Origin of the sequence: Paenibacillus sp. NRS-1760, from assembly GCF_050467785.1 — a bacterium.
GTDB lineage: Bacteria > Bacillota > Bacilli > Paenibacillales > Paenibacillaceae > Pristimantibacillus.
The window spans coordinates 284,052-305,275 of sequence record NZ_JBITPK010000005.1; the positions used below are offsets into that span (position 1 = coordinate 284,052).

A 21,224-nucleotide genomic window follows, 5' to 3' on the forward strand; every position below is an offset into this window, starting at 1 on the left:
CCTTATTATTCTCCAAGAATAGTTCTGTTAGCATGCCATCTTTCAGTACGCCATTCTAGAAGCTCTTTATATTTATACGAATTAGCTTTCTTATCAGCTGCATCTAGAATACGATCAACATCTGCATCACTCTTAGCTGTAGTTGATTCTGCTAGAGTCTCAAGAGTAAGATCGACAATTTGTTGTCTGGTATCACCGTATGGAGAATCCGGCTCAATATTAATGTTGGTAAGCGCTGTTGTATCATTAGATGACGGCCAAGTAATATCTCTCTGCCAACGTGCTGCCCAGTTTTGTTTTTCTAATGGCAGTGAATTAACATATTTCAATTTTGCTGGGTCGATATACGATACGTTTCCTACGATGTGAACAACATCGTTTGCAGCTTGAATTGCTGTTACTTCCTCTTCATTGTAATTTTCAGTGAAGATTGGTTGTTCATTTTCGTCGAAGCCTTTCCAGTTGCCGCCCTCAGGTCCAAAGAATGAGATTGTCATGCCTTCTGGTCCTGTCATCCAATCAAGTGCTGCGAAGATTTTTTCTGGATCTTTAGCATGTTTAGTAATCGTCACAACGTTCCAACCAAGCGCATCGTAACCACCTGCAAAGATTTTGTTCTTATCAAGTCCAGCTTTGCGAACAGGCCAAATCATGAAATAACCAGCATTTGGGTCTGCCTTTCTAAGCTCAGAATCTCCGCGTGAAGCAAACGTAGTAACGCCTGATCCTGCATAAACAGCTACTTTACCAGTTACGATTTTTTCCGCAACGACATCTCTTGTTTGTGTCCACCAATCTTGTGCGATTAGCTTCTCACGGTACAATTTTGCAAGGTATTTTTGAGACTCACGGAAAGAAGGATCTGTAAAGAATGAAACGAGCTTATCCTCTTTGATTACACCCTGTACATCACTGCTTAATGATTTGTAAAGGTTGTTTTCTCCAAACCCTGCGTAAACAACGCCTTGTCCTTGAATTTCAGAACCACGATCCAGTTCCAATGGAATCATATCAGGGTATTTCTCTTTTACTAGTTTTAGGTATGCGTACAAATCATCAAATGTTTCAAGTGCTGGCGATCCAAGCTCAGCATACACTTTTTTGTTCACTACATAACCAGCTGTACTCGTTGGTTTATCTGTGTACCAGTTAGGGAATTTGTACAGCTTGCCATCCGCGGAACGAAGAAGTTCCATGGACTTAGGATTAAGATATTTCTTCAAATTCGGATACTTATCAAGATAAGGATCAAGCGCTACGAGCTGATCATTTGCGATAAGTCTTTCAATATCCGGATTGTAACGATCACCATAAATAACATCTGGCATTTGACTAGAGTCAGCCATAAAGGTCTGCATCAGCTGTGCAGAGTTACCTTTTGCGTGAATCGGTTTGATCGTTACTTGTTTATTTTCTTTCAGGTATTTCCAAAAAGGGTTCGCATCCATGGTGTCAGGGAAATCTTGCCAGCTATAGTGTGTATAAGCCGAGAATTCTATCGGGCTAGAACCAAATACCCATGGTTGATCTGCTGGAGCGTCTGTAGCCTCACTCCCTTTATTTGTGTTCGTTGCTGAATCTGTTGCTGCTGGTTTTGGATCATTGCCCCCCGAATTGCTGCATCCTGCAAGTACAGTTACCAGTAGAAACACCGCAGAGACAACCATTAACAGCGGCTTTTTCATTTTCTTCATGCTGATTTTACCCCTCTCATGATTAATATATATGTCCAAAGCGACATTCGCCTTAAACCGCTGGTCAACAAGCTATTCTTTTAGAGATCCAACCATAACACCCTTCATAAAAAATCTTTGAAGAAAAGGATATACAGCGATAATGGGAAGAGACACAATCATAATCATTGCACTAATAAGAGATTTGGAGGTAAGGGCTTTCGATGCCATTTTCTCACTAGCAATACTGTCATTTCCGATCGCATCCGTTAGAACATTAGAGTTCAATACTTTCCGCAATATCGTTTGAATAGGCAGCAAATCTTGATTAGAAACATAGATCGATGGCGCAAACCAATCATTCCAATGTGCAATGGCCGTAAACAAACCAAGTGTGGCGATTACTGGCATAGACAGCGGGAGCGCCATTTTGAAAAATATTCCCCAGTTGCTGCAGCCGTCAATTTGAGCCGACTCTTCTAATCCCACGGGCAAGCTTTTGAAGAAGGTTCGGAAAACGATCATGTTCCATACACTGATTAGACCGGGAATAATGTAAACAAGGAAGCTGTTCATCAAACCGAGTGATTTAATCAATAGAAAAGTTGGAATCAACCCGCCGCCGAAGTACATCGTAAAGATGAAATAAAAGGAATAATAGCCACGACCCATTAAATAGCTTTTTGACATGCCATACGCGAGCAATGCTGTCAAAAATGTTGCTGATATGGTTCCAATGATCGTTCGGCTAAAGGAAATGTAAAATGCATTTAAAATTTTGTCATCCTGAAAAACAATTTCATAATTTGCAAATGTAAACATCCTTGGCCAAAATGTAATGCCGCCTTTGGCTGTATCTGTTCCTTCATTCAACGATACAACGAGTGTATTCCAGAACGGATACAATGCGGAGAAAGCTAACAAAATGAGGAATACATATATGCATACAACCATAGCTCGGTCGTTATAGCTCAAACGCTTGAAAGTCAATTGATTTCGCCCCCAGTTATGAAGTAATGTTCTACCATAAGCCGTTGCCGGACCTACGGGCTAGGTAGTTAGCCGCCGTCAAGAGCAATACGCTGATCACTGCTCTAAATAAACCAACTGCAACACCGTAAGAAAATTTCCCATTCTGCAGGCCGACCCGATATACATAAGTATCAATAACATCCGACACCGGTCTTAGAATTGGATTCTGGGCAAGGATCAAAATATCTTCAAAACCAGCACTCAATAAATTCCCCATTGCTAGAATCATAAAGATGATAATAACCGGCATAATCGTTGGTATCGTTATGAGATAAATTTGCTTAAACTTGCTGGCTCCATCAATATCTGCCGCTTCATACAAATGCGGATCTACACCTGCAATTGCAGCAAGGTAAATAATCGAGCCAAAGCCGATTTCCTTCCATACCGTGGTCGAAACCAGTATGCCCCAGAAGTATTCCTTTAGGGACAGGAAGTTGACCGGTTCATCTATCGCTCCAACACCTTCAAGCAGCATATTGACACTGCCGTTTTCAGTCGAAAGCAACGCCATAACCATGCCGCCTACAATAACCCATGACATGAAGTACGGTAGATATGTAATCGTTTGTACGACTCTCTTAAACACCATATGCCTGACTTCATTAAGCATTAGCGCCAATATAATCGGTGCTGGAAAACCTATTAATAGCTTTAAAAGGCTGATCATAAGTGTATTTCTCATGACCGTAGCGATATCAGGTGCAGTAAGGAACGCTTCAAAATGTTTAAAGCCCACCCAAGGGTTATCGAATATTCTCGATCCCGTAAAAAGGTTGTAATCCATAAACGCCGTCAATACACCATACATCGGTATATAGGCAAATACGAATATCAGCAAAATACCCGGCCACACCATCAATTGCACATCCATTTGCTTCATCAGGCGGTTGAAAAAGGTTTTTTTTCTCGGGCTGTTCTCCGGCGGAGTCGCTGTGTACTTTACCTTCGTTGTTGCTTGCGACATGCTCATCCTCCCATAATAAATTGATATAATTTTTGCAAATTAGCACTGAAGCGTCCTGCATCTTCAGCAGCAAATGCCGTTCATTAGGCTCATTTACATTCTAACTCTGTAAAAATGTTGAAACTATATAATAAAAACCCGATTTTTTATACTTTCACAGGCTTTTATGATAAATTCGATCATTTTATTGATTTTTGCAAACAAAATCGGTGAGGATGGTTTCAAAAATGGCCTTAAAATGACAAAAAAACACGCCTTAAAAGGCGTGTCGTGTGTTGTACAGCTATATGTTCAAACCACCCAAGCTGGCACCTTTAACAAATAATCGCTCGATGCTCTTCAGTACCGAAGGATCTGGAATTAATGGCGGTGCTTGATGCGGTTTAATACGAGCGTCAATAATCAAATTGTCACAAGCCCAATGCTTGTTCTCATAATGACTATTCACGCCATACATATCGTGTGATGGATTGCTGCGCGTAAAGGTAACCCATAGGAAGTTTTTAATCGTCTCGCTAATGAAATGACTATCATCACCTACTATAATCATAGGGCATGAAGAAAGAGCTCCCTTTTCTTGTATAGCATCACATAACAACTGCATTTCCTGCTTAGCACTGGCATAACTCACAAATGTAGAGCCTTGGATGACTACAACTCCCGGCATGACCATACGCGCATGCTCGAATCCGCTTATTTCTTTGAAAACATCGGGCACTTCTGTACATAAGTCTCTTTTCTTGTCCCCATATGCTGCGATGACTACTTTACTGCCGCTGTTTAATCCCGTACCCGAATAATCGAGCGTATCAATCGTCGTATTTGTATGGAAATGAATGTCTCGGCTAAGATCGATACGTTCAAGTATATACGTTAAAAAATCCACTTCATCATGTGAATCCAACGGCCGTTTATCTTCAGCTGTAATAAAAAGGTATTTGGCCAAACTCAGTTGTCCCGTACCCAAAATCCGATTAGCAATCGTGAGCAGCTCTGCCGGCTGTTTCACTTGCTGATACGGGGTGTACCGTTCGCTGCCTATCGCAAAGAGCAGAGGATGAACACCCGCTGCATCTACAGCATGCACTTCCTTTACACCAGGAATTTCTTGTCTAATCGCATCGCCTGTCAGCTCATGAATGAGCTCTCCAAACGCTGTATCCTCCTGCGGCGGGCGGCCAACAACGGTAAATGGCCAAATCGCTCCCGGCTTCGCGTACACTTTATGAACTTTCATGACCGGGAAAGGATGAGTAAGACTGTAATACCCCAAATGATCGCCAAATGGTCCCTCAGGCTTCGTCTCGCCTTGATGAATTTCTCCAGTTATAACAAAATCAGCATCGTTGCTAATACAGAACCCATCCAAATAACTGTAGCGGAAACGGTGTCCTGACAGCATTCCGGCAACAGTCATCTCTGTCAGCCCTTCCGGCAGCGGCATAACAGCTGCCAGCGTATGTGCTGGAGGGCCGCCTACAAAACAGCTTACTTTTAAAGGGATACCCTTTTTATTCGTTTTATCTTGATGCACGCCGATGCCGCGATGAATCTGATAATGCACGCCAATTTCTTTGTTCATTTCATAATCATTGCCGCTCAGCTGTACACGATACATACCCAAATTTGAATTCATAATTCCTGGCTTGTCTGGATCTTCCGTGTAGACTTGAGGCAGAGTTACAAATGCACCGCCATCCATTGGCCAGCTTTGAATAAGCGGCAAATCCGAAATTTGTATTTCCTGCGCAGTTACTGGCAGACTGCCCGACTTCTTAACCGGAAGAGCTTTCCAAGCGGCCAAACCTGTTCTGACATGCTTAAACGGATTTTTTAATGCCTTCATGGGATCATTGCGCAGCTCCATCACACTTTGCACCGATTCCCAAGTGTTGCGGAATATGAATTTGCTGCGCTCTACCGTTCCGAACAAATTAGAAACTGCCCGGAATTTAGAGCCTTTTACATTTTCGAATAGCAGCGCTGAACCGCCAGCCTCATAAACTTTCATATGAATAGCAGCCATCTCAAGGTACGGGTCAACTTCTTCTTTTATACGAACCAAATGTCCGTTTTTCTCTAAGTCAATGACACATTCTTCTAAATTGCGATACATTTGAAATTCTCCAATCTCAGCCTGATAGGGTGATCAGAACTCACGCTCTTTTTATTAAAATTAATTCATATTGTTGCCTATTGTCAAACGCGAACAAAAACCAAGTGTTATATGCAGCCAAGTATTAGCAAAAAATAAAAATACGCCATAAATGGCGTATTTTTATCATCTTATTAACGAAGTTTATAGTATTGATTATATACTTACTCTACTACAAAAGTATAGGCAGGCATCCTTTAACAGGCGCCTCTCTTGCCTTACAATTCGTTTTTTGCAGTATACAATACAGGCCAAGCGTCGCCCTCGTATATTTCTCCCTCTCTGCCGTTCATCATCTGTGCATTAAAATGATTATTGCCCTTTGCATCGTATTTATATTTGGTTTCACCCGTCATGAGATGAACCGCCATCGAGCGGCGTGCTTGATCACTCGTATTAGGCCCGCTTCCATGGATGGTCAATGCATGATGAAAGCTTACTTGCCCGGCTTTCATAATAACAGGTACTGTTGAAAACTTTTCGTTTTCCGGGATGTCCATTGCTTGCTGCTGCTTCTCCAAATTTTGCTCGAAGAAATCATTTACATTCAACAAGCCCCACTTGTGGCTGCGCGGCACCATCTGCATACAGCCATTCGATAGATCCACATCCGTAAATGCAACCCAAGCCGTAATGAGCGTCGGACCCGCGCAGCATTGCCAGTAAGCGTAATCTTGATGCCAGCCTACATTTGCTGTTTCCTTGCCTGTACCTCTTCCTGGTTTATACAGCAGCTGATCATGAAACAACCTTATCGTTTCCGTCTCCATCAGGGCTGCGGCTATTCCTCCGATTGTAGCGTTTACTGCTACGTTACGTAAAGTCAGATCTGACCAATGCGAATTATCTGTCTTCCTCAGAGCCCGCGGATTATCCTGTCCCTCCAGCCAATTGCATACCGGTGCTTTTCCAGTCTCGTATTCGCCGCGATATAGACGATCCTGATGCGCAACGATTTCCGCTAGCTCATCCTCAGAGAAAATAATAGGCGAAATCCAGTAACCCTTTTCAGCAAAAAATGCGACATCTTCTTGTGCAGGGAGACAATCTTTACGCAGTTGACCATTCATAGACATATTAAGCACCTCATGTAATCATATTTAAAATATATGATCATTATAAACCGGTTAAATTACGTTGTATTTTTTAATCCCATGCATAGATTTAAAGTTTTTGATCATTATTGCTTGTTGAGATTTTGTGCTGAAAAGGTATAATCGAAGGTAATTGTTTTGAAGAGGAGAAGGAATACGCGAATGAGTGAAAATAAATCATTGAAGAACGAGGTGCCCAAACAGCATCTTGTTATTGAAAACGATGGTGAGTTTCGAATCGAATTGCCCTTCGATTCTGATGCGAGCCATATTTATTATCTCGGTGTGAACCATTATGAAAACTGGAGCACATCGATTCATTATCATGATCATTTCGAATTATGCTACGTGGATGAAGGGTACAGTCAATACAAAATCGATAAAACGGTTTATGAAATTGAGAAAGGCCAGCTCCTGCTTACTAAGCCTGAAGAAATCCATTTTGGATTAGCAGGAAAACATAAGCCTTTCAAGCTCTATTACATCGGGTTTAGGCTGGAGAGGCTCCACCATTTGTATCCTGAATTTTATCGCATTGGGCTTCAACGAATCGCTCATGATCAAGATAGCCGAGTAAAAGCACTTTTCGAGCATATAATTACCGAAGTTAAAAATAAAGCTTATTTAAGCTTGCCCATGGTGGAGGGGTTATTTCAACAGCTGCTAGTGACGACGCTCCGTCATTTTCTTGATCCAGCATTAGCAGCCGAGGCCCCTCCAAGGCCGCTTAACGACGCGATTACTGAAGTTATGAATCAGCTGCATCGTGAGGTTCGCTATAACTATGATCCCGAGCAGCTAGCAAAGTCTATCCATATTAGCCGCTCGCATCTCGCAAGGGAATTCAAAAATGCCGTTGGCATTCCCCTCGGAGAATATGTTCGTCACTTATGCTTGGATAAAGCGAAGTCCGAGCTTCGAAGCACATCGAAAGCGATCTCGCAAATCGCAGAAGAGCTGCAATTCTCATCCATTCATACGTTTAGCATATTTTTCAAACGATTTACAGGGCAAACGCCAACTCTCTATCGCCAATCTACAAAATCTAATCTATAAATAAATACATGATTTTGCTCTGATACACAGCCCAAAGAAGCCTTCCCGTCGACATGACGGGAAGCTCCATCTGGATAAATAAAAGGGAAAGCATGCGAGCTTATTTCAGCCTTACACTATAAAACCTCATTGCACGAGGCACTCCCTTTATTTCTAATTTGCCTGCGTAAACAAGACAGCGCAGTCTATATTCGAAATAGCTGTCTCCAATACATTGCTCATAATAGCCCAATGCTTGGCCAACTACTCTGGCCGCCTTTATAAATTCATCTTTTGGTTTATGCTGCAGCAGCGACTCCACCGTTTCGAACAAATAATCATCCAAGTAATCTTCATCTACATGTTGAATTTTACTTTCATTCCAAATACGCAGAACCTCATCATGCTCTGCAAGCGCTAGCCATTCCCTCTCCAGCTGCTGCCTTATGTCGCCAGTTGTCTGCCCATTTTCCTCTGCTTCACCTATTACAGCCTTTAACTTATCTACCGGAACCTCTCCTAATTGCAAATAGTTAATGAATGTTTCGGGTGTATTATGCCTTCTGCTGCATGCCTCTTCTGCATTAAACACGTAAATACGATTTAAATGGTGTCTGAGCAAATAAAGCGCATAACGCAAACCAGTCTGTTCATGAGCATTGTTGCCACACCATATGACAATTGAAGCTTGCTCTGGAATTTGTGCTAATAAGCTTTGATGAGAGGAGGCTTCCTCTTCCATATCAAAATATGATTCGTCATAACCAACATTAATATGATTTCTAAACCACTCCTTCCTCTTAAGCCATCCCTCTTCCTTATGCAGCTGCCATATTGGGCCTATAGAGAAGCTTTCATTAAGAGTAATGACCATATTGGAATCCGCTAACCCAAGCTGTTTAATAGCCAGTTTCAAACTGCCTGCAACAGAGTCTCCAAACACAATATGAATTTTCGTGACAGCCGAATCCAGCTCTCTCTTATTATTGTTTTGGGAATTCAGCAATGAATCGTAAAGTTCTTTCAAATTATTGAAGAGACCCTCTCTAGCTTCTAAACTCTGCTCAGCTATCTCAATTTGAAGCATAACTAGCTTTAGAGCCTGTCTGACATCATTTGTAGAAAGCTCCTCGACCGCCTTGCGTATTTCCAGCATTTTATTCAAAAGCTATCTCCTTCCTTTCCTCTTTACTTGGCGATACACAGGGATAAGAATAAGCCAGAAGATCAAAACCCCTTTTCTTCAGAATAGGAAGACTCATCGGACTAGCATCTACCGTCAGCAAGCGGAATCCATTTTCCCAAGCTGCCTGTGCTCGTACAGCAAGTAAAGAAGTATACAACCCTTTGTTTCGATAAACCGACAAGGTTGAACCACCCCATAAGCTTCCAAAGGAAGTTCCATTATGCAAATACATCCAAGCCGCACTGACCGCTTTTCCTTCTTCATAAGCTGCATAGATGAACAAGCTATCTGGATCATTTTTCAAATTTCGTATTAATTCCTCTCCAAGCTCGCGATGTGATTCTCCCCATATTTCTTCTTCCAGTGAGACGATGTCACTGATTCCTGCTTCATCTGTGATTCGTATGATAGAGGATGGAATCTCACAGGATAACATAAAATCTCCTTCTGTTAGCTGCATAACCAGCAAACCCTCGGGATCTCCAATCGTAAATCCATGTTCAAGAAGTTTATCCTTTAAATTAGCGGGCTGGTCATAGTCATATAGCTTCCACTCAAACCGCTGATCCAATTGCTCAAAGTAAGATAGCTGCTCATTAATCGCATGTTGAACCGCTTCATTTGTTAATGCTGAGTAGGTTACATATCCTTCCCCGCCTGTAAGGGAAACCTGCCTAATCATTCCACCTTCTTCTTCACGACGAAAGCCCGCAATAGTCTGATCGATCCGTTGTTCCTTATTAAACAATGCTATAAGTTGTTCTTTATTCATCGAATGCCTCCGTCGTCCATTTGTTCTTTCCGTCTTACTTAGGTACGTGACTGCCGGCAAAAAAGAATCACATCTGTCTTGCTCAGTATGCCATACTAACAGACCAATCAGCAAAATAAAACGAGCCTATAGAATGATTACTATGGCTCGTTTTATGAGGTTTTGGATGAAAGGACAACGCCCTATATTAGAAAAATTGCTTCTTATATTTATTGCGATTCACGATTTGGTTGATGAATAATCGCACTTCATGGAAGTCGTGTCTCTTGTATGCAAAGCGGCTATATTTTAAAATGGTATCGATTTCATTTTGTGAAAAAGAGATATTCATAATCTGAAATTATGATTGCACTCTTTTATAATTTGAAGAAGCACGAATGCACAGCTGAGAATCAACAACGACAATACGCTCATCGTCGTCCGCCATCTCACCTTTAATTTTCTTGATAAGCATTTCCGCAGCAGCATAGCCCATCTCAATCTTCAATTGATTAACCGTGCTAAGCTGAGGCACCAAATATCTCGAAACTCTTTCATTGTCTACGCCAAAAACAGCTAGATCCTGAGGGATTCTTACATTCGCTTCTCTGCACGCGGCATAAATGCCTAATGCCATCTCATCATTGGCAGAAAAAACAGCTGTGAACTTCTGCCCTGCATCCCAAAGGCGCTTTAAAGCTGAGTATCCGCCTCTTTTGTTGAAATCGCCATTTTCCACAAGCTCTGGCCGGATCGGAATTCCGTGTTTTTCTAATCCTTTGATGTAGCCTTCCAGACGATCCAAGCTATCGATCGCATCATTATAGCCGCTTATGAATGCTATATCTTTGTGCCCCTGCTCGATGAGATGCTCAACCACGTGCATGGCGACCTCTGTCGTATTCGTTTGGACATTATAAATTCTGGAATCCAGGATACTGCGTCCAATAGACCCTATGACATAACCTCTGTCGAGCAGCTCCATAACCGTCTCTTTCGGCAGTAACGACTCAATCAGGATCATGCCGTCAACCGTTCTGTTCGTTAGCATTTGAAGATAACCGAGCTCAATTTCTCTGCTGTTTTGGGTATCGCAGATAATGACTTTAAATTTCTCCAAATGCGCCTTGTTCTGAATTCCTTTTACTAAATTAGAGTAATACGCAACCATAATATCAGGCACTATTATTCCAATGGTAAACGTTTTTTGCTGGCGTAGATTTTTGGCTGCAGCATTGGGAACGTAGTTCATTTGCTCAATAACCATGAGAACCTTTTCCCTCGTTTTGTTCTTAACGAGCGGGTTATTGTTTAACACGCGCGAGACAGTAGTCGGTGATACCTTTGCCGCTTTAGCTACATCAACGATATTAACATCCATAAGATTCGACCTTTGCTATAAATTTTGTCAGATATAAACAAATAAAGCGATATCAAGTTGATATTTAATAATATAGCAAACAGTGAAATCGATTTCAATTATTTTTTGAACAATATTTCCAATGCTTCAAACTGCGCCAATATCATAAGAAAAGGTGATCCACACCGCATTTTACGGATAGAATCACCTTGAGCTTTTTTAACGGATAACCTTAAATGATTTACTACCTGCCTAGAAAACGCCAGAAGTTTTGATTCAGCATATCATCCAGATCCCGCTTGATCTCCTCTTCCGTCACCGTCCATCCACTATGATGCAGCTTCTCGTATTTCGCTGCAAGAACATTGCCAATGATTTTTCTAGAATGCTCCCATTTGTAAATCAATTGCTCAAACACACGACAATCGGAGTGCTGAGGAATCATTGAAGTACCTAGAAGCTCTATTCGGAAACGTGTCATTTCCTCGACCATCGATTCAATATGCAGAAACCACCAGCAGCCAAATATCATCAGATTCCGGAACTTACGAGCAAGCACCGTTAATTCATGCTGATTTTCTCTGGCCAGCATCGTGATGAGAAACTTTTGCTCAGGGTAACGGCGGCATAAGGCTTCCACTGCGGATACATCAGACAACATGCTCATATCGCCTGCTAATCTGAGTGATGGGTTCACCCGTCTGCGTACGCCAATCATTAACGCAAACGGAATACTTTTTGCTTGGCATACAGGAATCATAACCTCGTCAATCATCTTGCTTCGATGATCATCGGCTGGATATTCAAAATCACCAGGCATCGACACGGCAAGATAAAGCGCATCCATCCGAGTAATCCATTCCGAGAGAAAACGTCTTGTTTCTGCCTTTGTCCGCTCAGACCATTCCGCTTGTACATCATAACCAAGATTTTGCAGCTCTTTCACCGCATGATCCCAATCATTAAGAAGCGCATCAACTCGCAGAGCCGCATAGAAACGGGCATCCGTTTTTCCTTTGCCTGACAGCCAAACGGGACGTTCAACAGGATCAAACGGATCGTTCGTCATGACGATTTTCTCAATTCCAGCGATCTGCATGACCGTATCTACCTGCTGTTCTACCGTACGCTTCGCAAGTGCTTGCCGGTAATCGTCCAGATTGCGTGAGGATACATCGAATCCAAGGCGTTTAACAATCGTAATAAATCCGCTTGCAGCTTCGCTTACAGGAGAATGATCAATGAACAGCTGCTTCCATATCCAGTCCGCCTGCTCGCGCTTTGTCATCGACCAGAATTGGCTGTACTCCTCCTCTGACCATCTGAACGACTCTGAAATTAAGTAATGATAAGTCAATAGCTCATCGATGCCCCATAAAAGCAGTTCCCCAAATTCAGGAGCATATAGATGCGTATGCATATCCGTAACAGGCGTGCTCATAGCTAAACGATCAACCGTCGCTTTAATATCTGCTAGGCTTGCAATGGTTTGAGTACTCATTTCCTTTTCCCCTCTCTTATTGGCTTCAACCGTTTCCCCCAAAGCTTTATGCGCCTTATATGTTCAAATGCAGTCGTTGTTGTCCGTTCCCTTTAGCTGTAAACGCGGTCATATCGTCATCGCACCAAATCCGCCATCCACGCGCAGGAATGAGCCGGTAACAAATGAAGACGCTTTGGATGAAGCCAAATAAACAACCGCGCCCTTCAACTCATCCGGGTTTCCGAAACGATTCATTGGCGTATGCTGCATAATCGACTCTACTCTTTCGGGTGAAAGTATTTTTTTGTTCTGCTCCGCCGGGAAAAAACCTGGAATAATAGCGTTAACTCTTACGCGGTCTGGCGCAAATTCGCGTGCTAAAAATTGCGTGATGCTGTTAACTCCTGCCTTCGATGCTGAGTAAGTAAACACGCGAGAGAGCGGTGGTGATGAGGAAACAGAAGAGATATTGATAATGGAGCCGCCGCTGCCCTGTTCAATCATTTGTTTACCGAACACTTGGCAAGCCAGCACGACACTCTTTAAATTGACATCCATAATTCGATCCCATTCATCCATCTCTAAATCAAAGAAAGGTGTGGGGCTGTTTGTTCCTGAAGCATTTACAAGGGTATCTATACGTCCTCCCCATTGAAGAATAACGTTCAGCACCGCTTCTAGCTCATCTTTTTTTGTTGCATCTGCTTGCAAAGAGATCGCCGTTCCGCCGCTGCTATTTATTTGATCGCATACTAATTTTGCTTTCTCCATATCGCGGCCAACGATGGCTACTTTTGATCCCGCTTCAGCCAGTGCAGAAGCCATGGCACTGCCAAGAACACCATTTCCACCGATTACAACGGATACGGTATCTGTTAAATTAAACATGAGAAAACCACCTTATAATCAAAATAACAACGTTGTTATTTTTCATAATATCGCAATAAGCCCATACTGTCTACACCAATTATACCGCTTTCATTTGCATAATAATTGGACTATGATAGGATGTATGACTTATGATAATAGTCGTTAAAGTTCCTTTCGGAGGGAAGCTATGGTAACCATCAAAGATATCGCAGAGCGTGCAGGCGTCAGCTTTTCTACAGTATCCAAGGCACTTAGAGACAGCCCGCTCGTACAAAATAAAACGAAACAGCATATCCTTTCCATCGCCAAAGACATGGGTTATCAACCCAATATTGCTGCTCGAAGCCTCGTCTCGAGAAAAAGCGGAGCGATTGGCATCGTATGGCCATCAATAGAACGCGCAGCCCTATCATCCCTTCTTACACGGCTTAATGAGGAGCTCGAGAAATACGGCTATATCACGTTGCTGTCTATTAGCAACATCGAATCCGCGATCGAAACTTTTCGCCGCTATCAAGTGGATGCCATACTCGCCTTTGGAGACAGGGATAATAAACCTAATCCAATCGACTCCAGCGCCATGCAAATCCCAATTCTCACCTATGGTGCCGCTGACTATACGCCCTATTCCGCAGTCGATGTTAACCGTGGTCAAGCCATTCGGCTAGCGGTTCGTCACTTGGCAAATTTAGGTCATAAAGAAATAGCATACATCGGGGAACCGAAGTCGCATGACCCGCTGCAAGCTGTAAAAATCGAAGCCTTTCAAGAAGAGATTAGACATCATGGGCTGAGTTTAACAGATGATTCCATTCTCCAAATGAACGGTTTAGAATTTCACGATGGTTATATTGCTGCACGAATGATGCTGGATCGTCCTCTTCGACCAACAGCTGTCATAAGCGGCGGTATCGATCTAACTCGCGGCATCCTTCGCGCCGTCAGTGAACTCGGCCTCTCCGTTCCTCATGATGTTTCTGTCGTTAGTTACGACAATCTTCCGCAGATGGAGAATCTTGAGGTTCCAATGACCGTCGTAGGTGTTGCCCTCTCCTCCATCGCAGCGGCAATAGCCAAAACTATTCTTGAACTTATCGATGCTCCAAACATGATTAAGACGGTCCACTTGGAACCCGAACTTGTTTTACGTGCTTCTACTTCTAAACGGTTTTCAAATGCTGAATAGGGCTGTCCCATAAAGTAGATAACACTACTTGAGGATAGCCCTGTTGTTTGAATATGTATAAACTTTTTCCTCATTCCTGGGCTTAGCGAAATACCGGCAAGCTTCTTAACGCTTTTGCCACAATTCTTTTCGTTTCCTTCGCCTTTGAGCGCTCCAACCAGTCATTACAAATAGCTCTTACCCACTCAGGATTAGTTTTGCTAGCGTCATTCATCCAGTTGCCTACTGAATCCTGAACATATTTGGCATCATCGCTGTTCACAGCTTCTAATAAGGAAAGAGCCATAGCAGGGTTTTCTTTCAGCTTAGCAATATGTTTGGCCCATACGCCTCGCGGTCGAGTGGATTCAATGGCAAATCTCCTAATATTCGCATCATGATCACGCACCCAATCTTCGAGTAAATGAAGTGCTCCAACTAAATCATTGGAGATGGATTCCCTTAGAGCCATCCAAGCAATCTCGCGAACGCCAAAATGGTGATCTGCCGCAAAAGGACGAATCGATGCAAGCTTCTCTACTAAACTTAAACGTTGATCCACTCCGATAATAAAAGCAGCCCAGCAGCGAACACTGTCTGATGGATGAGCAGCTAATTTGTCGTAAAGTTTAGACTGCTCTTCTTCTGCTAGTCGAGCGATTAAACTAAGCCATTCCTTTGCGATAGCAGGTATGATTTTCATAATTTTTTTCTCGTTCAAATGTTTCAGCCTATCCAGAATGGGATCGGATTCTTGATCCAAACCAAGCTCGTTTAGTACATTTTGCAGCAGTACAATATGATCGACAACGAGCCATTCCGTCAAATTGACCGTCTCCAGTTTCCCCATATGAATCAGATCTATCACTTCATTTGGAATATCGCTCAACTTTCTTGCACCTTTGCGGTATAAAATGGAGTCAGAAATAAACATCGCTTTCTCATTATTCATAACACGGTTCCCTCGCTTATACGACATTTAAAATTGGAAGTACGCCAATCATACTTCTTATTTATAAGCGAAGATGTAATCTAGTTTACAACCATTCCTACATGACCTAGCTTTGCAGCAACATTTTTTTATGGATGTAGATGGTTTTAAAACCTGTCTTAATGTGTTTTTGTTCCGAAAGCTCTTGTAAGGCTACCGTTACCGCTTCTCTTGTCGCTCCAACTAGATTTGCTATTTCTTGATGTGAAAGAGGAAAATCAATTTTGCAATACTCATCCCTATCCATGCTCGTAAGTCCAAATTGCTCAGAAAGCTTCATGAGAACATGCAAAATTTTATCATGAAGACCTCCTAGAGCTAAATTTTGTGTTAAACGACTCATCGCACTAATTCGATCACTAAGAACCTGTAATAAATTCATCATGAAGCGAGGCCGCTGCATTAAAAAATTTTCAAACCTATCTTTACTCATCAAACAAATATGGCTTTCTTCAATCGTTTCAATATAGTGATCCCGCGTACCAAATGAAATGATATTCATCTCGCCAAATACATTTCCTTCACCTAATATATCCGAAGTAAATTGCTTGCCTTCCACAGACAGCTTATATAAACGAACCTTTCCCTTTTTTACAAAATAAAGCCCTTCTGAAAAAGATTCCGGTGTTTGAATAAATGTCTTTTTCGGGATAACGGTAATAGAGGTCATTTCATCCATCTCTATCAAGTCTTCTATTGTGAGTGATTGAAGCAAATTGAATTGCGATAAATATTGAATGTTATCCATTTCTCCTCCAGTTCGTTAAACGAGATGAAAAAATAAAGATTTAAGGCAGCTTCTTCTTCACAAAATGACCAATATGGTCGATAGCCTGCTGCGCTTCCGGAAGCATGTAGGCGAGAAAATGAAATACACTCCACATCTGATCCCATACTTCCAGCGTAACAGCGACACCTGCTGCTCTTGCTTGATCCGTAAACCGTGTAGAATCACTTAACAGAACTTCATGATCGCCTACTTGGATAAACAAATCGGGCAGCCCGCTCAAATTCATTCTAAGGGGGGATAAGAGCAGGATATCATCCGTACTGCTGCCTAAATATGTGTTCAATATCCTGCGATTGCCCTCCAAGCTCCCTGTAGGATCAAGCTCCGATCGAGTCGTGTAGGATTCACCATCCAAATGAACTAGATCCGTATGCGGGGAGATGAGAAAAGCACCTGCTGGAAGCATCTCTCCTTGATCTCGAAGTGAAAGCAAGGTCATAAGCGCAAGGCTTCCGCCTACTGAATCCCCGCCAAATAGGATATTAGCAGGGGAATAACCGTTTTCAAGCAACCAACGATAGGCAGTGAGGCAATCCTCGTTTGCAGCTGGATACGAATGCTCCGGTGCAAGTCTATATTCAATGACAAGCACTTTCACCCCACTGGATTTCGCTATTCTTGCTGTCAAATCACGATAGAATGCACAGGTGCCTGCTATAAAACCACCGCCATGGAAGTACAGAATGACCTTGTTTGCATCCACTGTTACATTGGCAGGAGTAATCCACTCACCATATAGGTTTCCGATTACTACCTCTTGGACAATAATATCTGTATTCATTTGCATTGCAGCTGCGGTATTGTTCATTTCATTTCGTATTTTCTCCACAGGCATTTCGCTAAAATTGCTCGTTTGTTTTAAAAATTGTTTAATCGCTGTAAGCTGTTCGATACTCGTTTTTTCCATGTAATACTCCTCCTACAGGCTTAATAACGTAAGTTTACAGCCTGTAGCATAGTACAACGTCAAGCTAAGATTCCATGTGAAGGATGTGAAGTGTTTGCTGAGTTTCCGGGTGCCTTTCTTCTGCTTGCAGATTTGTTTTTAAGCTTGCGAGCATTGCTAATGTTTGTTCTTGCCGTTCCATATCTGAACGGATTTTACCCATTTTTTTATCGATCACAGTCAAAAAATCAGCGAGACTAATTTGACTGCTGCTAGAATTTGTTAATGCTTTTTTGATTTCTTTTAGCGTAAATCCACAAGCCTTAGCATTTTTTATAAACGTAAGATGACTTAATACTTCCTCAGAGTACATCCGATAACCTGATTCAGAACGCATCGGCGCCGGAATTAGACCGTGATTCTCGTAGTATCTTAACGTTTCGATATTCACATTCGCCATTTTTGCAATTTGCCCTCGCAAATAACCGGTCATTTCAATCCCCCTCTTATGTTGGTTGAAAGATTGTTCTGAAGAGACACACAGGCTGATCATAGGTCTTAATGTTTTAATTAGAGAATAGTATTGTAGTTATGCCAAAACGAAAATTCTATAATATACTAATTATGGATCTAAAAAGTAAAAACCAAACAAATTTAAAAGTCGATAAAGGATCAGCTATGAACAAAAAAACTCGTAAACCAAAATTAAAAGTCATAATGAAAATCGTAGTGTCTGTTGTCATCCTTCTGTTAATAGGAGGAATGTGGCAATACAATATGATGAATAAAGAATCGCAAATGTTTTTGCCGCAAGGAAAACGATTTACGATAAACTCGCATGACATGCACGTATACAGTGTTGGAACTGCTGGTAGCCTAACCATTGTTTTTGTTGCTGGGTCTGGTACGCCTAATGCTTTTACTGATTTTTACTACTTACAAAACGAACTGCAACAATATGCGAGAACCGTAAGTTTTGACCATGCTGGTTTTGGTTGGAGCGAGCAAACACATATCCCTAGAACGATTGATACATTAGTTGATGAACTGCATGAATTGCTTAATACATCAAATGAAACCGCGCCTTACGTTTTAATTGGACACTCGCTCGCATCATTAGAGGTGCTTCGTTTTGCACAACGATACCCTGACGAAGTAGAACAAATCATTTTATTAGATGGCGGCAGCCCTGAATATTATGCAAATGCTAGGGAGCTGCAGCCCTATTTGATAAATCGCTTTATGGCAGGCTTACGTGTAACTGGAATAGCTAGAGCTTTAGGAAATATAGGCGTTTTACTTCCATTTACCGCTGAGAACATACGTAATCAACGGCTCCCTATCGAATGGAAAGCCACTGACTTAGCCATGTATTATAATCATATTGGAGAGTCCAATAATTTGAGTTTCATAAAAAATATGAATGAGAATGCTCGTGCTGTATTAGATGGCGGTTACTTAAAAGACACCCCGCTGCTTATTTTATCTTCAGATAGTGGAGGCGAATGGGCGAAAGTGCAGCGACAGCTTTTACAATGGTCCAGCCTTAGTAAACAAGAAACCATTTCTGATTCTGAGCATTACATTCATTGGTCTAACAGAGAAGAAGTATTGCAAAAAATAGTGAACACAATTAATAATAATTAAAGCTAATTTTAAAAATATGGCATTCATACTAGAAACCTTCTTTAACTATTTCTCGGGAAATGAATTATCCAAAACTTCCTTATATTTATTCTCTTTGTAGCCAATAACCTCAGACATGACATCACTTATGCTTTTGCCTTGTTCTCTCATCTCGTCTATATAAAAGTCCGCTTTAATTCTGCCCTTATGAACAATAATGGCACGGTCGATAACAAGCTCAATTTCTTCTATTAAATGTGTCGTGAGCAGGATCGTCTCATCGCCTTTTAAATTGGAAACCATCAGCTTTAAAAAATCCTTTCTAGTGAACATATCTTTGCCCTGAAAAGGTTCGTCCATCAGCATATATTTTGCGTCCTTAGCAAACCCCGCACAAATTTCAAGCTTCAGCTTTTGCCCTTTGGAAAATGTTTTGATTTTTTGCTGCGGTTCTAGCTCATAGAAGCTGATAAGCTTGTCAAAATGTTTTCTATTGAATCTAGGAAAAAAACCAGCCAAAAACTCTGCATATTGAACGGGTGTTAGATCAGGAAGAAAGCTTCCCTCCTCCGTAATCAACGCAATGTTGTCATATTGCTCCATTACTGGTCTGCCTTCTACTGTTATGGTACCGTTCTGAATTTCTCCGATTCCCATAATTGCTTTCAGCAATGTTGTTTTTCCGCTGCCGTTTCCGCCAAGAATACCAACGATTTCACCTTTGTTTATCGTTAAGCTATCCACGTATAAGTACTCATTGCTTCCAGGATAGCGCTTTTCCACATATTTCAGCTCGATCATCCATGCCCCTCCTGCCTGCAAACCTTTTATTCAATCTTGAGGTTATCGTAATACCTATACTCTGATTGGCTGTATCCAAAGCCACCTGGCAGCGGCGATAGATTCATCGCTCTAATATTATCGTCATTCAGATCAGTCATAAGCTCGCCTTTGTAGAGCAATGTAGAGGCTTGATACACATAAATCATAAATCGTTTAGGAAGCACAATATCATATTGAAGCTGACTTTCATCTTTAGGCTTGCTTCTCATTGTTTTGACGACATATAATTTATCGTTACGATAGCTCATCGCGAGCATACCGCTGAAATTGTCCTCTTCTCCGTCCGCAAAGCTTTCTTTTATCGTTTCGTTTAATTTCATTTCACTCGATAAATGAAAACTAAACATTGTTTTATTATTATTATTGGCAACAGCATCCTCTGCTGAAGAGGACCGGCTAAAACTCAGATTTAGCGTGTTCTGATCGTGATCGCTAAATGCTTCATAGTTTTCATAATAGGTATCCCCGCTCGGATTATTGAATGAGCTCGCTCGATCCCGTCCTGCCAAGTAAAAATGAGGAACTATTGTCTCACCTAATTGCTTCCCGCTGATACTGTCATATGCCCGAATAATAAGCTGGTTATCTTCAACTGCAATTAATGCCAAGCTGCTGCCAACGGCTTCTAATCCAAGAATTTCAATGCTTGAATTCGGATTATCTTTGTTTCTATCCAGGCTGAAGGTTGCCACGGTACGCGGCTCCTGCCCTTTGTCTCCGGTTATACCTCGATAACCCCAATTATCGGAAAACTTGAGCTCATAGATTCCGTTCTCTCCTGTGTAATGCGTTGTCGTTGGCAATGTAAAATATACGTTATCGCCAATTTTGGCAAGTCCATATTCAAGAGCATTCGTATAAGTGACGCTGTTACCCTTCTGATCCGCTCTATTATAATGAACAGGCGGGTTAACCGTTGCCGTACCGATAGGAATGGGAATCGTGTTCCGTCGATCACGAGCAACGATTTCAAAAAGCGGTCCAGTATTCGAAATATCATATTCAACGCCATTCATTATTTTAGCATTTCCCGGAATAAATCGTTTTGGGGTTTGCTGCTGCATCTGCTCAAATAACACGGTACTCGTTTTCACTTGGCCTTTCTCAATACGGAAACTAGTGCGATGGCTCCCATCCTTCAGCTCTCCACTTATGGCTGCATCCTCAATCGCTTGGCGTGAACCCTGCAAATCTTTTAAATAAAATGTCCCTTGATCCTTCTTCGCGTATATACTGCCGGACATTATCCCTATGACAGCTATCGCTGCAATTAGAGCAACAAGAACTGCATGATTTTTCAGCTTTTTCATAGCGATC

The 21,224-nt window shown here is 41.8% G+C and carries 19 protein-coding genes; 3 read left to right on the forward strand and 16 right to left on the reverse strand.

Going from position 1 to position 21,224, the window contains the following annotated elements; all coding sequences use genetic code 11:
* Nucleotides 1-5 precede the first annotated feature (5 nt).
* The 5 genes from ACIFSR_RS01815 to ACIFSR_RS01835 form a co-directional block, all read right to left on the reverse strand.
* On the reverse strand, nt 6-1,694 hold the full coding sequence (locus ACIFSR_RS01815) for an ABC transporter substrate-binding protein (protein WP_430054435.1): 1,689 nt from the start codon (nt 1,692-1,694) through the stop codon (nt 6-8).
* A 72-nt stretch (nt 1,695-1,766) separates the two neighbouring features.
* On the reverse strand, nt 1,767-2,627 hold the full coding sequence (locus ACIFSR_RS01820; RefSeq protein WP_339209698.1) for a carbohydrate ABC transporter permease: 861 nt from the start codon (nt 2,625-2,627) through the stop codon (nt 1,767-1,769).
* A 67-nt stretch (nt 2,628-2,694) separates the two neighbouring features.
* Nucleotides 2,695-3,672 (reverse strand): ABC transporter permease, encoded by a 978-nt coding sequence (locus ACIFSR_RS01825; protein ID WP_339203797.1) that lies wholly within the window; start codon nt 3,670-3,672, stop codon nt 2,695-2,697.
* 283 nt (nt 3,673-3,955) lie between these two features.
* Nucleotides 3,956-5,788, reverse strand: coding sequence for a UbiD family decarboxylase (locus ACIFSR_RS01830; RefSeq protein WP_430054438.1), 1,833 nt, complete (start codon nt 5,786-5,788; stop codon nt 3,956-3,958).
* Between the two features lie 257 nt (nt 5,789-6,045).
* Nucleotides 6,046-6,903, reverse strand: coding sequence for a phytanoyl-CoA dioxygenase family protein (locus ACIFSR_RS01835; protein WP_430054440.1), 858 nt, complete (start codon nt 6,901-6,903; stop codon nt 6,046-6,048).
* A 180-nt stretch (nt 6,904-7,083) separates the two neighbouring features.
* On the opposite strand from ACIFSR_RS01835, the gene ACIFSR_RS01840 reads away from it, so the two are divergent.
* Nucleotides 7,084-7,977, forward strand: a complete 894-nt coding sequence (locus ACIFSR_RS01840; protein WP_430054443.1) for an AraC family transcriptional regulator — start codon at nt 7,084-7,086, stop codon at nt 7,975-7,977.
* A 100-nt stretch (nt 7,978-8,077) separates the two neighbouring features.
* On the opposite strand, the gene ACIFSR_RS01845 is transcribed toward ACIFSR_RS01840, so the two are convergent.
* The 5 genes from ACIFSR_RS01845 to ACIFSR_RS01865 form a co-directional block, all read right to left on the reverse strand.
* Nucleotides 8,078-9,112, reverse strand: a complete 1,035-nt coding sequence (locus ACIFSR_RS01845) for a DUF1835 domain-containing protein (RefSeq protein ID WP_430054644.1) — start codon at nt 9,110-9,112, stop codon at nt 8,078-8,080.
* A 1-nt stretch (nt 9,113) separates the two neighbouring features.
* Nucleotides 9,114-9,914 (reverse strand): GNAT family N-acetyltransferase, encoded by an 801-nt coding sequence (locus ACIFSR_RS01850; protein ID WP_430054446.1) that lies wholly within the window; start codon nt 9,912-9,914, stop codon nt 9,114-9,116.
* A gap of 340 nt (nt 9,915-10,254) precedes the next feature.
* Entirely contained in the window at nt 10,255-11,274 is a 1,020-nt protein-coding gene (locus ACIFSR_RS01855) for a LacI family DNA-binding transcriptional regulator (RefSeq protein ID WP_430054448.1), read from the reverse strand.
* A 223-nt stretch (nt 11,275-11,497) separates the two neighbouring features.
* Nucleotides 11,498-12,754, reverse strand: a complete 1,257-nt coding sequence (locus tag ACIFSR_RS01860) for a glucuronate isomerase (protein ID WP_339203806.1) — start codon at nt 12,752-12,754, stop codon at nt 11,498-11,500.
* Between the two features lie 108 nt (nt 12,755-12,862).
* The gene (locus ACIFSR_RS01865) at nt 12,863-13,624 is read right to left on the reverse strand and encodes an SDR family oxidoreductase (protein ID WP_430054451.1); all 762 of its coding nucleotides are present in this window, start codon (nt 13,622-13,624) and stop codon (nt 12,863-12,865) included.
* Between the two features lie 169 nt (nt 13,625-13,793).
* On the opposite strand from ACIFSR_RS01865, the gene ACIFSR_RS01870 reads away from it, so the two are divergent.
* Nucleotides 13,794-14,792, forward strand: coding sequence for a LacI family DNA-binding transcriptional regulator (locus tag ACIFSR_RS01870; protein WP_339203809.1), 999 nt, complete (start codon nt 13,794-13,796; stop codon nt 14,790-14,792).
* A gap of 82 nt (nt 14,793-14,874) precedes the next feature.
* On the opposite strand, the gene ACIFSR_RS01875 is transcribed toward ACIFSR_RS01870, so the two are convergent.
* From ACIFSR_RS01875 to ACIFSR_RS01890, 4 genes are all read right to left on the reverse strand, one after another.
* A complete protein-coding gene (locus tag ACIFSR_RS01875) occupies nt 14,875-15,723 on the reverse strand; it encodes a HEAT repeat domain-containing protein (protein WP_430054453.1) in 849 nt (282 codons plus the stop codon).
* A gap of 106 nt (nt 15,724-15,829) precedes the next feature.
* Entirely contained in the window at nt 15,830-16,510 is a 681-nt protein-coding gene (locus tag ACIFSR_RS01880) for a Crp/Fnr family transcriptional regulator (RefSeq protein WP_430054456.1), read from the reverse strand.
* Between the two features lie 40 nt (nt 16,511-16,550).
* Complete coding sequence (locus ACIFSR_RS01885; RefSeq protein ID WP_430054458.1) at nt 16,551-17,459, reverse strand: alpha/beta hydrolase; 909 nt, start codon at nt 17,457-17,459, stop codon at nt 16,551-16,553.
* Nucleotides 17,460-17,523: 64 nt separating this feature from the next.
* A complete protein-coding gene (locus tag ACIFSR_RS01890) occupies nt 17,524-17,931 on the reverse strand; it encodes a MerR family transcriptional regulator (RefSeq protein WP_430054461.1) in 408 nt (135 codons plus the stop codon).
* A 98-nt stretch (nt 17,932-18,029) separates the two neighbouring features.
* On the opposite strand from ACIFSR_RS01890, the gene ACIFSR_RS01895 reads away from it, so the two are divergent.
* A complete protein-coding gene (locus ACIFSR_RS01895; RefSeq protein ID WP_430054464.1) occupies nt 18,030-19,085 on the forward strand; it encodes an alpha/beta fold hydrolase in 1,056 nt (351 codons plus the stop codon).
* 45 nt (nt 19,086-19,130) lie between these two features.
* On the opposite strand, the gene ACIFSR_RS01900 is transcribed toward ACIFSR_RS01895, so the two are convergent.
* Together ACIFSR_RS01900 and ACIFSR_RS01905 are read right to left on the reverse strand one after the other, a co-directional pair.
* Nucleotides 19,131-19,865, reverse strand: a complete 735-nt coding sequence (locus ACIFSR_RS01900; RefSeq protein WP_430054466.1) for an ATP-binding cassette domain-containing protein — start codon at nt 19,863-19,865, stop codon at nt 19,131-19,133.
* Nucleotides 19,866-19,891: 26 nt separating this feature from the next.
* Nucleotides 19,892-21,217, reverse strand: coding sequence for a hypothetical protein (locus tag ACIFSR_RS01905; protein WP_430054469.1), 1,326 nt, complete (start codon nt 21,215-21,217; stop codon nt 19,892-19,894).
* Between the last annotated feature and the right edge of the window lie 7 nt (nt 21,218-21,224).

What these genes read in the sequence shown, in the direction of transcription:
- ACIFSR_RS01875 (WP_430054453.1), bottom strand. Translation starts at nt 15,723, where the DNA reads ATGAATAATGAGAAAGCGATGTTTATTTCTGACTCCATTTTATACCGC.
- ACIFSR_RS01905 (WP_430054469.1), bottom strand. Translation starts at nt 21,217, where the DNA reads ATGAAAAAGCTGAAAAATCATGCAGTTCTTGTTGCTCTAATTGCAGCG.
- ACIFSR_RS01815 (WP_430054435.1), bottom strand. Translation starts at nt 1,694, where the DNA reads ATGAAGAAAATGAAAAAGCCGCTGTTAATGGTTGTCTCTGCGGTGTTT.
- ACIFSR_RS01900 (WP_430054466.1), bottom strand. Translation starts at nt 19,865, where the DNA reads ATGATCGAGCTGAAATATGTGGAAAAGCGCTATCCTGGAAGCAATGAG.
- ACIFSR_RS01830 (WP_430054438.1), bottom strand. Translation starts at nt 5,788, where the DNA reads ATGTATCGCAATTTAGAAGAATGTGTCATTGACTTAGAGAAAAACGGA.
- ACIFSR_RS01870 (WP_339203809.1), top strand. Translation starts at nt 13,794, where the DNA reads ATGGTAACCATCAAAGATATCGCAGAGCGTGCAGGCGTCAGCTTTTCT.
- ACIFSR_RS01840 (WP_430054443.1), top strand. Translation starts at nt 7,084, where the DNA reads ATGAGTGAAAATAAATCATTGAAGAACGAGGTGCCCAAACAGCATCTT.
- ACIFSR_RS01845 (WP_430054644.1), bottom strand. Translation starts at nt 9,112, where the DNA reads ATGCTGGAAATACGCAAGGCGGTCGAGGAGCTTTCTACAAATGATGTC.
- ACIFSR_RS01865 (WP_430054451.1), bottom strand. Translation starts at nt 13,624, where the DNA reads ATGTTTAATTTAACAGATACCGTATCCGTTGTAATCGGTGGAAATGGT.
- ACIFSR_RS01885 (WP_430054458.1), bottom strand. Translation starts at nt 17,459, where the DNA reads ATGGAAAAAACGAGTATCGAACAGCTTACAGCGATTAAACAATTTTTA.
- ACIFSR_RS01825 (WP_339203797.1), bottom strand. Translation starts at nt 3,672, where the DNA reads ATGTCGCAAGCAACAACGAAGGTAAAGTACACAGCGACTCCGCCGGAG.
- ACIFSR_RS01880 (WP_430054456.1), bottom strand. Translation starts at nt 16,510, where the DNA reads ATGGATAACATTCAATATTTATCGCAATTCAATTTGCTTCAATCACTC.
- ACIFSR_RS01895 (WP_430054464.1), top strand. Translation starts at nt 18,030, where the DNA reads ATGCCAAAACGAAAATTCTATAATATACTAATTATGGATCTAAAAAGT.
- ACIFSR_RS01820 (WP_339209698.1), bottom strand. Translation starts at nt 2,627, where the DNA reads ATGGTTGTATGCATATATGTATTCCTCATTTTGTTAGCTTTCTCCGCA.
- ACIFSR_RS01850 (WP_430054446.1), bottom strand. Translation starts at nt 9,914, where the DNA reads ATGAATAAAGAACAACTTATAGCATTGTTTAATAAGGAACAACGGATC.
- ACIFSR_RS01860 (WP_339203806.1), bottom strand. Translation starts at nt 12,754, where the DNA reads ATGAGTACTCAAACCATTGCAAGCCTAGCAGATATTAAAGCGACGGTT.
- ACIFSR_RS01835 (WP_430054440.1), bottom strand. Translation starts at nt 6,903, where the DNA reads ATGTCTATGAATGGTCAACTGCGTAAAGATTGTCTCCCTGCACAAGAA.
- ACIFSR_RS01855 (WP_430054448.1), bottom strand. Translation starts at nt 11,274, where the DNA reads ATGGATGTTAATATCGTTGATGTAGCTAAAGCGGCAAAGGTATCACCG.
- ACIFSR_RS01890 (WP_430054461.1), bottom strand. Translation starts at nt 17,931, where the DNA reads ATGACCGGTTATTTGCGAGGGCAAATTGCAAAAATGGCGAATGTGAAT.